Source organism: Psychroserpens mesophilus (assembly GCF_050617655.1).
Taxonomy (GTDB): domain Bacteria; phylum Bacteroidota; class Bacteroidia; order Flavobacteriales; family Flavobacteriaceae; genus Psychroserpens; species Psychroserpens mesophilus_A.
Genome location: NZ_JBODQC010000003.1, coordinates 316,298 through 329,824 on the forward strand (window position 1 = coordinate 316,298; position 13,527 = coordinate 329,824).

The following is a 13,527-nucleotide window of genomic DNA, read 5'->3' on the forward strand; positions in this document are numbered from 1 at the left end:
ATATACTTAAACATCCTATTGGTCTGTTTTCAAGGTTTAATTTAGCATGAAATATTAGTTTTTATAATACGTTATAAATACGTACTTTTGCAACCTGTTTTTTATTTATGAAGAAAATTGTTTATATCCTTTTATTAGCCATCACACTATCATCATGTAGTGAGTATCAAAAAGCCTTAAAATCTGAAGACGTAAAGACTAAAGTAGATATGGCTACTAAATTATTCGAAGATGGTAAATACTCAAAGGCAGAAAGACTTTTTAAACAAGTAATACCAAGATACAGAGGTAAGCCTCAGGCAGAGCGATTAATGTATATGAGTGCGATGTGTTCATATCAAATGAAAGATTATCATATTTCTGGTTATCATTTTGAGCGTTTTGAAAATAGTTATGTAAATAGTGATAAAGCAGAAGAAGCTTCTTTTTTATCGGCTAAGAGCTATTATCATTTATCACCTGTGTATTCTAAAGAACAAAAAGAAACGGTTGAAGCTCTTGAAAGACTTCAGTTGTTTATCAATAAGTATCCTGATTCAGAATATTTACCCGAAGCAAATATTCTCATTAATGAATTAGATTTTAAATTAGAAAAGAAAGCTTTTGAAATCGCTAAACAATATAATAAGATTGCATATTTTGAGTCTTCTGATTATGAAGCCGCAATTAAAGCCTTTGACAATTTTTTAGTAGATTATCCAGGAACTAGTTTTAGAGAAGAAGCCATGTTTTATCGATTGGATTCTGCTTATAGACTAGGAATAAACAGTGTTAAAAGTAAAAAAGAAGAGCGATTAAACATAGCCATGGGCTATTACAATACATTTCATAAGTATTATCCTAACTCTGAAAGAACTGAAGAGGTAGATAAGATGTATGAGGAAATGCAAACCCAATTAGAACAATTCAATACCAAAAGTTAATCATATATTATTATGACAGATTTAAAGAAAACCAATGCTCCTGTATCGACTTTAACGTACGATAGAAATATTATTGATGCGCCTACAGACAATATCTATGAAGCGATTTCTGTAATATCTAAAAGAGCAGAACAAATCAATACTGACATCAGAAGAGAATTAGTTGATAAGTTAGAAGAATTTGCAACTTACAACGACAGTCTTGAAGAAATCTTCGAAAACAAAGAGCAGATTGAAGTTTCTAAATTCTACGAAAAATTACCAAAACCACACGCCTTAGCAGTACAAGAATGGTTAGATGATAAAATCTACTACAGAAATACTGACGATGACGTTAAGGAATAATTAAGCATGTCTATCTTAAGCGGCAAAAACATACTATTAGGCATTACTGCTGGTATTGCTGCTTATAAAACAGCTAACTTAGTTAGGTTATTTATAAAAGCAGGTGCTAATGTAAAGGTCGTTATGACACCTGCTTCTAAAGACTTCATTACACCTTTAACGCTCTCAACATTATCTAAAAACCCAGTGCATTCTTCGTTTACTCATGACGACGATGATAATGCGATGTGGAATAATCATGTCGAACTTGGTCTATGGGCTGATTATTTTGTGATTGCACCTGCAACTGCAAATACCATGTCAAAAATGGCAAATGGTACTTGTGATAATTTGTTATTGGCAACCTACCTTTCAGCAAAATGTCCAGTTTATTTTGCTCCAGCGATGGACTTAGACATGTACAAGCATCCATCTACCTTAGAATCTTTTAAATTACTAAAATCATTCGGCAATATCATGATTCCTGCTACTTCAGGAGAATTAGCCAGTGGTTTGGTCGGAGAAGGACGAATGGCAGAACCAGAAGATATTATTTCATTTATTGAAAAAGAGATCATAAACACGCTTCCGCTTCGTGAAAAAAAGGTTTTAATTACAGCTGGTCCAACTTATGAAGCTATTGATCCTGTCCGTTTTATTGGAAACCATTCTAGTGGTAAAATGGGATTTGAAATTGCTAAAGCTGCTGCCAGTTTAGGAGCTGAGGTAATTCTTATTTCTGGTCCAACGTCTCAACAGGTGTCGCATAGCTTGATAGATGTGAAGTTTGTAACCAGTGCTTCAGAAATGTATGATGCTGTACATTCGTATTTTAAAACTGTCGATATTGCTATTCTTTCTGCAGCTGTAGCAGACTACAAACCGAAAAATGTGTCAGATATAAAAATAAAAAAGGCAGCAGCAACGTTTAGTATTGAGTTAGAGAAAACAAAAGACATCTTAAAATCATTAGGAGCAATTAAAAATCATCAGTTTTTAGTAGGATTTGCCTTAGAAACAAATAATGAACTAGATAATGCAAAAGGGAAATTAAAGAGTAAGAACTTAAACCTTATTGTGTTAAATTCTCTTAATGATCAAGGAGCAGGTTTTGGTGGTTCAACAAATAAAGTTACTTTTATAACAGATACAGAAGAGGTGATAGAGCACCAACTTAAATCTAAAACAGAAGTCGCTAGAGACTTAATGCAACAAATTATCAAACAACAGCATGCGTAAATTTATTTATTTATTATTAGTAACGTTTTCTATTCAGTCATTTTCGCAAGAGCTTAATTGTGAGGTTGTGGTAAATGCTCAATTTACAGGAAATGAAAATGTACAGGTGTTTAAAACGCTTGAACGTCAACTAAAAGAATTTATAAATAATACAACCTGGACCAACAAAACATTTAAGCCTCAGGAGCGTATCAATTGTAGTATGGTTATTACCATTAATGACTACAACAGTGACAGTTTTCAGGCTTCTATCCAAGTGCAATCTGCAAGACCAGTTTATGGATCTTCTTACAGCACTCCTGTTTATAATTATAATGATAAGGATTTTGATTTTCAATATTTAGAATTTCAAAATATGGTGTACAATCCTAATCAGTTTGAGTCTAATTTGATTTCAGTTTTGTCTTTTCATGTCTATATGATTTTAGGCATGGATGCTGATACATTTTCGCCTAAAGGTGGCTCAGAGTATTATGCTCAAGCTCAGGTGATTTCAAATTATTCGCAACAAGGAAACTACAAAGGCTGGAAACTTGAAGATGGTCAGCAATCCCGTTTTATTTTAATAGATAATATTTTGTCTGATACTTATAAGGAGTTTAGAGACGTGCTTTACAGTTATCACAGAAACGGACTAGATGAAATGAGTAATGATACCAAAAAAGGTAAGTTGGCCATAGCCAACAGTATAGGGTTATTGAAAGATATGAATAACAGGCGACCAAACTCCTATCTTATGCGAGTGTTTTTTGATGCTAAAGCCGAAGAGATAGAAGATATTTTTAGTGGTGGACCAACAGTTAACATTTCAGATTTGGTCTCTACTTTAAGTAGACTTGCGCCTACACATGCTTCAAAATGGCGTAACATTAATTTCTAGAATTTACATTTTTATACTTATTTTTACTTTTAATAGTTGGTCTTAAATTTAAGTCACAAAAAGTAATGTATTTGCTCGCAATTTAACAAGTTATATGCTCACGAATTTAACCATAAAGAATTACGCTCTTATTGATGAATTACATGTAAGTTTTAGCACAGGACTTACAATCATCACAGGAGAAACAGGAGCTGGTAAGTCTATCCTTTTAGGAGGTTTGTCTCTGGTTTTGGGAAAACGAGCAGACTTGAGTCATGTGAAAGACAATTCAAAAAAATGTGTCATTGAAGCAACTTTTGATATAGCTAAATATAACTTAAAATCTGTTTTTAAAACAGAAGATCTCGATTACGAGTCGCAAACCATAATTAGAAGAGAAATTTTACCATCTGGTAAATCCAGAGCATTTATTAACGATACTCCAGTAAACTTAGATAGCTTGCAGGTCTTAGGAGAGCGTTTGCTTGATATTCACTCTCAACATCAAACCATACAACTTACAAATGATAATTTCCAGTTCCAGGTTATTGATGCTTTAGCTAAAAATGAAACAATATTAGAGACTTACAGCGCTTCACTAAAAGAATTTAAACATTTAAAATCAGAACTTAAAACGCTTCAGGATAAAAAAAATACAGCCATAAAAGAGTTAGATTATCACACGTTTCTGTTAAAAGAATTAGAAGAAGCTAAACTGGTTGAAGGAGAATTAGAAAGTTTGGAAGACGAGTATGAAACACTTAATAATGTCGAAGAGATAAAAGAAAAATTATCGTTGTCTCATAGTCTGATGAGTAATGAAGATATAGGAATCATAACACATCTTACCGAATTAAAGAATCACTTTTCAAAACTTTCAGGATATTCCAATCCTTATAACTCTGTTTTCGAGCGTATCCAAAGTAGTTTAATTGAACTTGATGATGTATTTTCAGAAATAGAAAACCTACAAGAACAGTTAGAAGCAGATCCTAACCGATTAGAACAGGTTAATGCTAAGCTTCAGATTATAAATAATCTACTACAAAAGCACACGGTCTCAAGTATTAAAGAATTACTTCAGATTAAAGATGAATTAAGTTCAAAAGTTATTGAAACAGAAGGCTTGGACGCTCTCATTTCAGAAAAGGAAACTGCAATCAATACGCTAAAATCCAAATTAATAGTTGAAGCTGAATCTATTCGGAAAAATAGGATAACTATTATTCCTAAATTGAGTACTCAGTTAGAATCTATATTAGCGACGTTAGGCATGCCAAATGCCAAGTTTAATATTAAAATAGAACCAACTCACTCTTTTTTAAACAACGGCAGAGATGAACTTCAGTTTTTGTTTTCAGCAAATAAAGGGGGTCAGTTTAATGAGCTCAAAAAATCAGCTTCAGGAGGAGAATTGTCCCGAATAATGCTTGCTATTAAGTCTGTTTTGTCAAAATACATGCAGTTGCCAACTATTATGTTTGATGAAATAGATACTGGTGTTTCTGGAGAAATTTCGAATAAAATGGCGACGATAATGCAGCAAATGAGTAAGACGATGCAAGTATTTACAATCACACATTTGCCTCAAATTGCAGCCAAAGGCGATGCACATTTTAAAGTTTTTAAAGAAGATGTCAATAATGTAACTCAAACGCAACTCAAACAGCTAAATCCTAATGATCGAATTGTAGAAATAGCTCAGATGTTAGGAGGAACAGATGTGTCATCATCTGCAATTGCTCATGCCAAAGAGTTGTTGAACTAATTTATTGGTAAATACATGATTCGTAAGAGTTTATTAAAAATAGTATGTAGTAGTATTTTGTTAATTTTAATAAGCAGTTGTCATGACGATCCATGTGATGTCAGACATACGGTTGTTGATGGTGAATGTATTCCTGATTATATCTTTCCAGAGAAAGAAAATTTAAAATCAGGAGATACGTTTTATCATAACACATATGGCGTAATTGTTTTTAAAGAAGGAAATTGGTTTACTGATAAAGGTAAACTCATATCAGAAATGAATATTAAAAAGAACTAATACAATTAAAGTTTTATTAACTTTGAAGCAAACAAGAAAAACCAACCTTAAATTTTTCTTCTAAAGAAATATTCGAAAAACAAACAAACATCTTTACAACTAACAACTAAACACTATTAGTATGTCATACAATTTATTAAAAGGTAAAAAAGGAATCATATTTGGAGCATTAGATGAAAATTCTATTGCCTGGAAAACTGCAGAACGTGTTCATGAAGAAGGAGGAACATTTGTACTAACCAATGCGCCAATAGCGATGCGAATGGGGCAAATAAATGAGTTGGCTGAAAAAACAGGTTCTCAAATTATTCCCGCTGATGCTACATCTGAAGAAGACCTGCAAAACTTAGTAGAGAAATCTATGGAAATTCTTGGAGGTAAAATAGATTTCGTGTTGCATTCTATTGGAATGTCTGTAAATGTAAGAAAAGGAAGGCCTTATACAGATCAAAAATACGATTGGACTCAAAAAGGAACAGATGTGTCTGCCATGTCGTTTCATAAAGTAATGCAAACGCTCTATAAAGCTGATGCTATGAATGAATGGGGAAGCATTGTTGCTTTAACATATATGGCTGCACAACGTGTGTTTCCAGATTATAATGATATGGCAGACAATAAAGCTTATTTAGAAAGCATAGCGCGTAGTTTTGGCTATTTCTTCGGAAGAGATAAAAAGGTTAGAGTGAATACAATTTCACAGTCACCAACACCAACGACAGCAGGACAAGGTGTTAAGGGATTTGATGGATTTATTTCTTACGCTGAAAAAATGTCTCCTTTAGGAAATGCCACAGCAATAGATTGTGCGAATTATACAGTTACATTATTTAGTGATTTAACAAAACGGGTTACATTGCAAAACTTATACAATGATGGAGGCTTCAGTAACATGGGAGTTAGTGATGCTGTAATGGATAAATTTGTTGAATAGCTAAGAATTCAGATTTAAAAAAAAGCAGCCACTTGTCATAGGATCAAGTGGCTTTTTTTATTTGAAAAAAACAGTAGTATCTGGTTGTTTGTCTATCTTTTTTGCACTTAATCGAATTGCTGTTAAAGACTTTTTTATTCATTTTTTATATGATTAATTTAATACCATTAATAACTAAAACTAACTCAAATATGAAAAAAATTACTCTTAGTTTATGCCTTGTGTTATTATCTTCAGTCTTTTTGACTTTGAATGCACAAGTTTTGAATCAAAATGCTAATTGGCCAAGTGTCGATTGGATTTTAACAGGAACTTATACTGATTCTCCTGCACCAGATTTATCTGTAGAGGCAGACCCAACAGTAGATGCTAATTTTGCATTTGATGACGATGATTCAGGTAATGGTAGTGATGATAGTATTGCTGCAGAATCACCAGAAATTGATCTTACAGCAGCTTTTGACGCAGGAGAGACTTGGTTAACAGTTTCTTTAGATTATGTATATCGTAAGCTTTCTGTAGAAGAATTCCTTAGAATTCAGTATTTTGATGGAGAGACACTGACTTGGGTAAACTGGGAGCCTGATTCAATGCCAGGTAATGACACTGCATTAACTGACGACTTTTGTTCGGGTACTCCAGTAGCTTATACATCTGCTGTCTTGAATATCTCAGGATTCTCAGTATTACAACAATCAAACTTTCGTTACCGATTTGTATATGATGATGATCCTAACGGACCAGCTTGGGAATATGGGTTTTGCTTAAACTCACCAACAATTACATCGGCAACTCCACCTTCGTGTCCAGATCCTACCAGCTTATCTGCGACCACATTAAACACAACAGATGTTGATTTAGAATGGGTAGAAATTGGTTCTGCAACAAGCTGGAATATAGAAATAGTTGATGTCACTGCAGGTGGAACTCAAACAATGATACCAACTTATTCTGGTGTTACAAACCCTTACACAGAAACAATGTTGTTACCTGGTAATGATTATGAATTTTACGTGCAATCCGATTGTGGAGGTTCTGGTACTTCAAACTGGGTAGGCCCTTTTGCGTGGTCTCAACCTGTAGCAGGTAGTGTCTGTGAATCAGCGATTGTTATTGGTGCTTTACCTTATACTATAACCGACGATACAGGAAATTATGGTGATGATTACGATCTAGCTCCTGGAACTGATTGTGGAACATTAAATAATTATTTAAATGGTGATGATGTAGTCTATGAATATACAGCAACATCTGATACTTCAATTAATGTAAGCTTAACAGGTATAGGAAGCACTTATACAGGAGTATTTGCTTACAACGATTGTGCTGATATTGGTGTGATGTGTGCTACAGAAGGTGATTTTTACGATTTTAATGATGGTATAGCCGACTTAGAGTTTGATTTAACAGTTACTAATGGTGAAACGTATTACTTTGTAATTTCTACTTGGGCAACTCCGCAAACTACAGCTTATACATTAAATATTACTGAAAATTCTTGTACAGATGCTACAGTTGCTTATAGTGTTGTAGATGATTGTGCAAATTCAGGAGGATTCAATATTCTTGTTGATATTACAGATCTTGGTTCATCTACATCAATAGATATTAATGATGATCAAGGTAGTGCAACACAATCTACAGCAGTAGCTGATATGTTCACTTTTGGTCCTTATGTTAATGGAACAGATGTTATTATATCTATAACAGATAACGATGATCCAAACTGTAATCAGGCTAGTAATGCTTTAACACAAAATGTGTGTCCAGTATCAAACGATGACTGTGCTGACGCTATAGACTTAGATCCGTTTGCCAATGCAGATGGAACTTGTACTGTACTGTATTCAGGAAGTAATGTTGGGGCAACAAATTCTGCAGGAGAAATAGCTCCTAGTGGAACTTGTGCAGATGGAGACGCAGCTCCTGCTGATGTTTGGTTTACATTAACTGTTCCAGCTTCAGGTCAATTTGATTTTGAGTTTATAACAAATCCTGGTTTTTCTACGTTAGTAGAATTGTACACAGGAACATGTGGCTCTTTAACAGCTTTAGATCCAGTATTATGTACCAATGGAGCTACAAGAACATTTACAGGTTTAACTCCAGGTGAAACGGTGTATTTAAGAGTTTGGGATTATGGAAGTGATGATGAAGGTGTTTTAGAAGTATGCATAAACTACTTGAATTGCGCGCCAGCAACAGTTACTTACAGTGTTATAGATGATTGTGCTAACTCTGGAGGTTTTAATATTCTTGTAGATATCACAGATGTTGGTTCGTCAACTTCTATAGATATTAATGATGATCAGGGTAGTGCAACACAATCGACAGGAGTAGCAGGAATGTTTACTTTTGGTCCTTACACTAATGGAACAGATGTTATCATTTCGCTAACTGATAATGACGATGGAAATTGTAGTCAAGCTAGTGGAACTTTAACACAGGCTGCATGTCCTCCAGATAATAATGCTTGTGCTGGTGCTATAGTCATAAATGATGGAGATAGTGTAACTGGTTCAACAATAGCTGCTACAAATGTTGAAGCTTTAACAGCTTGTGCTGGTGGTGGTGGAAGTGCTGTTACTGGTTGTGCAGGAGGAACAGGGACTCTTAATTTTGGAGCTGGTATATGGTATGTGTATACAGCAGGTCCAGATGAAGCGATTACGGTTACTACTGATAATAGTATAGCACCATTTTTTGACACTGAAATTCAGGTTTTCTCTGGAGATTGTAATAATCTTGTATGTGTTGGTGGAGATGATGATGGAGGAGTAAACGGTGCACTTTCAACATTCTGCTGGGAAAGTAGTGCTGCTGACGGAACCACAGTAGATTACTATATTTATGTAGATGGTCATGCAGCTAATAGTGGTGATTTTACTTTAGATCTTTCAGTAGAGAGTACATTATCTACCACAGATTTTGAAAGTCAAAATGCATTTTCATATTTCCCTAATCCAGTGAAAAATGAATTAACATTAAAAGCTCAAAATAATATTCAAAATATATCTGTCTTAAATATGTTAGGTCAAGAAGTTCTTAGAACATCACCTAATACTTTAGAAAGTAAACTAGATATGAATGCCTTGAGTCAAGGTTCTTATTTTGTTCAGGTTACCATCAATAATGTAACTGAAATAGTTAGAATTATTAAGGATTAATTCTTGTCAATATTATTAAAGAGGTTTTGTGAAAGCAAAACCTCTTTTGTTTTTAATACTATAATTTCCAGGTTATTAAATTGTAAACTGAAGCTCTAAGGATTAAAGCCATTAAACATCAGAATATAAATGAGATTAATGGTCTTAAAAACTAATCAGACTTAATGTTTTTTAGTTAAATTTACTTTCAATAGAATCAAAATCATGTGTAAATATTATTTAATAACTTATTGCTTTTTGCTTTTTTCAAGTGCTTTTTATTCACAAATCGCTTTTGATGAATCTTCAATTACTTATGGATTAAATGCTTCTTACGGAACAGGTTTTGTTGGTGGAGGTATTTCTTTTTGTGATTTTGACGATGATGGTTGGGACGATGTAACTTTGGCCACAGAAACAGGTGAACCCGTTAGATTCTTTAAGAATAACTCAGGTAGTTTTACTGAAATATTTCCAAATATTACCGATTATAATTACGAGTACAAACAAGTCATCTGGATAGATTACGATAACGATGGAGACAAAGATCTCTATATGGCTTCTCACAATGCTCCAGGTAAATTGTACAGAAATGATGGTAATTTGAATTTTACAGATGTCACTTTAACGTCAGGTATTTTTACAGGAAATCAAAAAAACTTTGGAGCATCTTGGGGAGATTATAACAATGACGGCTATTTAGATGTGTTTCTTACATATCGTTCAGGTGTTGAAAGTAACAGACTCTATAAGAATAATGGTGATGGTACATTTTCTAATGTTAGTAGTTTAGCTGGTTTATCTAATGGAGGACATTTTTCATTTAGTGCTAGTTTTTTTGATTATAACAATGATGGTTGGCAAGACATTTATATAGCTAATGACAGACACATAACAACTAATATTTTATACCATAACAATGGAGATGGAACATTTACAGATGTAAGCGCTCAATCTGGATCTGGTTTAATTATAGATGCTATGTCAACAACTATAGGTGATTACAATAATGACGGTTGGTTTGATATTTACATAACTAATACAGATTATGTTTATGAAAATGTCAATCATGAAATTGGTAACGTTTTTCTAAGAAATAATGGAGATGGTACATTTTCTAATATTGCTGTTAATAATGGAACAGATTTTAATAGTGTTGCTTGGGGAGCTGTTTTTTTAGATGCAGATAATGATATGGATTTAGATTTATATGTAAGTGGTATGCTTGATGGATCAGTATCTTTACCTTCAGCGTTTTATGAGAATGATGGATTTAACAATTATACCATTCCTGCCAATGCTGGTTTTCATAATGATACCGAAGAGAGCTACTCTAATGCTATAGGTGATTTTAATAATGATGGCTATCCTGATATTATTGTTAATAACGAAGCTGCTAATATGTTTCTTTGGGAGAATAATTGTGAAACTAATAACAACAACTGGTTAAAAGTTCATCTTGAAGGTACTGTATCTAATAAAGATGGTATAGGATCAATAATTGAAATATCAATCAATGGAAATAAGCAGTATAGGTATACACTAGCAGGAGAAGGTTATCTTTCCCAAAATTCTAATTCTGAATTTTTTGGATTAGCTGAAAATGATACTGTAGATTATATAAAAGTGACTTGGCTAAGTGGTTTGGTAGATGTGATAAATAACGTTTCAGCAAATCAAACCTTAACGATTATTGAGGGGTCAAATGTATTATCTAATAATGAATACTTTGTTGATACTATAAATTTCGTGCCAAATCCTGTCAAAGACATTTTAACCATTTATACGCATGAACCAATAGATAAGGTAGAAATATTTAATAGTTTGGGTAAGGTAATAATGACAAAAAATAGTAATGAATCAATTGCTAAAATTGATGTATCTAAGCTGGATTCAGGTGTTTTTTTTATGAGAGTTTTTATCAATCAACAAACTAAAGTATTTAAGGTTATTAAAAACTAAGTGAAATCTCACAAATACATTTCATCGATTATTTTTGTTTTTTGTCTATTATTTAGATATTTTAGACAATTAGAAACAGTCTGTATTTCTTATTCAAGAGATTATCAATACATTTAGACTTTAATTTATTAACCAAATAACTTATTAAACATGAAAAAAATTACTTTTTTAATGGCTTTAGCTTTTCTATGGTCATTTACCTCTTTTGCACAATATATAGATGAAGATTTTGAAAGTGGAACATTTCCACCAGCAGGATGGACAGATGTAGCTGGTGCAGCACATGTTGTTCAAACAGATCCATTAGAACCACTTAATGATTGGGGAAGTTCAGCAGCACGATCTAATTCTCCGTCAAATTCAGCTTTTTTTGATGATTTTGATATTCAAAATGATAAATGGCTAATAAGTCCTGCATTTGATTTGTCTGGAGCTGTGAACCCAGAATTATTGTATTTTGATAATGTTAACTTTGCAGGTTTTGCAGGTGTGCAGGATGTTTTATGGTCTGATGACTATACTGGTTCTGGAGATCCTGCTCTTGCAACATGGAATTTACTAAATGATGTTATTGGTACGGAAGATACTTGGGTTCAAAATGGACCATTTCCAATTTTGTCAACAGGTACGCAGGTATATATCGCTTTTCATTATGAAGGAGATTTTACTGCTGAGTGGTATATTGACGATGTGCTAGTTAGAGATGCATTAACATGTACACCTCCTGCAGTTTCAAGTGCAGCAATAATTGAAGATTGTCCAAATTCTGAGTTTAGTCTCGAACTTATTGTATCTGATTTAGGAGATTCAGCAACAGTTACTGTAACTAACGATGGTGGAGAGCCTGATGTAGATGTGACATCTGTACCAACTACTGTCACATTAGGACCTTTTCCTGCTGGTACTCCAGTAAACGTGTCTTTATTACATGAAACTAATAGTGATTGTGATTTAGATTTTGCTCCTGCTGTAGATGCTTGTCCTCCACCAGCACCAGCTAATGATGATTTTGCTAATGCTCAAACTATTACTTGTTCTACAACAGCTTTAACAGGAAGTACTGCTTCTGCAACTCTCGATGAAGATGAAGCACCTGATGGGTTTACGGCAGATATGGATGCGCCTAACGTATGGTTCAGCTATGACAGTTCTGTAGAAGGAGCAGCTGATGTAACCGTTAGTTTATGTGGATCTACGTATGATACTTCTTTATTAGTGTATACAGGTACGTCAGGAAATTTAACTATTGTAGGAGGAAATGATGATAATGAAGCTTGTGGTGCTTTTAGTATACAAAGTCAAGCTACTTTTACTGCTAATGGAACAGATACATATTGGATTGCTGTTGAAGGTTATAACCCAACAAGTGTAGGTGATTTTACTATGACTGTAACTTGTGAGGCATCATGTACTCCTGCTCAAACTAATCAGGATTGTGCTAGTGCAACGTCTTTATTAGTTGATGGATCTACATCTACAGAAGATAATACTTGTGCAACAGTTAATGCAGAAACCAATTCATGTGAGTTATTCCAAACGATTGCTGATTTATGGTATACTTTTGAAGCTCCTGCTAGTGGAGAAGTAAACATTGTTACCGCTTTAGGAACTGCAACTGCAGCTCACCTTGCAGTGTATGAAGGTACATGTGGTGCGTTAGTAGAATTAGATTGTAGTACTGCTGTAACTTCTGGTGCTTCTTTAACAGGTTTAACTGGTGGAGCTACTTATTATGTACAGTTGTGGAATAACGGTTCTGAAGAAGGTACAATTGATATTACGCTTTCTGATGCATCTTTATCAACTAGCTCTTTTGAGAATGAAAAAGCATTCACATACTTCCCTAATCCAGTGAAGAATGAATTATCATTAAAATCTCAAAATACAATTCAAAATGTATCAGTATTTAATATGTTAGGTCAAGAAGTTCTTAGAGCTACACCTAATACATTAGAAAGTAACATAGATATGAATGGTTTAAGTCAAGGTGCTTACTTCGTTCAAGTAACTATCAATAATGTGACTGAAACAGTAAGAATTTTAAAGCAGTAAGCTTAAATAAATATGAGTTCAAAAGCCACCTTTAAGGTGGC

Annotated in this window: 10 protein-coding genes; all 10 read left to right on the top strand. The window is 33.7% G+C overall.

What is annotated here, in order from left to right; genetic code table 11:
- Nucleotides 1-107 precede the first annotated feature (107 nt).
- Nucleotides 108-923 carry an outer membrane protein assembly factor BamD gene (locus tag ACRHNM_RS08115; RefSeq protein ID WP_431135451.1) on the top strand — a complete coding sequence of 272 codons (816 nt, stop codon included), beginning with the start codon at nucleotides 108-110 and terminating at the stop codon, nucleotides 921-923.
- A gap of 12 nt (nucleotides 924-935) precedes the next feature.
- Nucleotides 936-1,268 carry a DNA-directed RNA polymerase subunit omega gene (locus ACRHNM_RS08120; RefSeq protein WP_431135453.1) on the top strand — a complete coding sequence of 111 codons (333 nt, stop codon included), beginning with the start codon at nucleotides 936-938 and terminating at the stop codon, nucleotides 1,266-1,268.
- 6 nt (nucleotides 1,269-1,274) lie between these two features.
- Complete coding sequence (gene coaBC / locus ACRHNM_RS08125; RefSeq protein WP_431135455.1) at nucleotides 1,275-2,486, top strand: bifunctional phosphopantothenoylcysteine decarboxylase/phosphopantothenate--cysteine ligase CoaBC; 1,212 nt, start codon at nucleotides 1,275-1,277, stop codon at nucleotides 2,484-2,486.
- On the top strand, nucleotides 2,479-3,366 hold the full coding sequence (locus ACRHNM_RS08130) for a DUF4835 family protein (RefSeq protein WP_431135457.1): 888 nt from the start codon (nucleotides 2,479-2,481) through the stop codon (nucleotides 3,364-3,366). Before coaBC ends, ACRHNM_RS08130 begins: the two co-directional genes overlap by 8 nt.
- Before the next feature lie 94 nt (nucleotides 3,367-3,460).
- Nucleotides 3,461-5,113, top strand: coding sequence for a DNA repair protein RecN (gene recN, locus ACRHNM_RS08135; protein WP_431135459.1), 1,653 nt, complete (start codon nucleotides 3,461-3,463; stop codon nucleotides 5,111-5,113).
- A gap of 15 nt (nucleotides 5,114-5,128) precedes the next feature.
- Nucleotides 5,129-5,392: a hypothetical protein gene (locus ACRHNM_RS08140; protein WP_431135461.1), complete on the top strand. Its 264-nt coding sequence runs from the start codon at nucleotides 5,129-5,131 to the stop codon at nucleotides 5,390-5,392.
- Nucleotides 5,393-5,513: 121 nt separating this feature from the next.
- The gene (locus ACRHNM_RS08145; RefSeq protein WP_431135463.1) at nucleotides 5,514-6,326 is read left to right on the top strand and encodes an enoyl-ACP reductase FabI; all 813 of its coding nucleotides are present in this window, start codon (nucleotides 5,514-5,516) and stop codon (nucleotides 6,324-6,326) included.
- Nucleotides 6,327-6,517: 191 nt separating this feature from the next.
- Nucleotides 6,518-9,493 carry a T9SS type A sorting domain-containing protein gene (locus ACRHNM_RS08150; protein WP_431135465.1) on the top strand — a complete coding sequence of 992 codons (2,976 nt, stop codon included), beginning with the start codon at nucleotides 6,518-6,520 and terminating at the stop codon, nucleotides 9,491-9,493.
- 237 nt (nucleotides 9,494-9,730) lie between these two features.
- Nucleotides 9,731-11,434, top strand: coding sequence for an FG-GAP-like repeat-containing protein (locus tag ACRHNM_RS08155; RefSeq protein WP_431135466.1), 1,704 nt, complete (start codon nucleotides 9,731-9,733; stop codon nucleotides 11,432-11,434).
- A 150-nt stretch (nucleotides 11,435-11,584) separates the two neighbouring features.
- A complete protein-coding gene (locus ACRHNM_RS08160; RefSeq protein WP_431135468.1) occupies nucleotides 11,585-13,486 on the top strand; it encodes a T9SS type A sorting domain-containing protein in 1,902 nt (633 codons plus the stop codon).
- Nucleotides 13,487-13,527 lie beyond the last annotated feature (41 nt).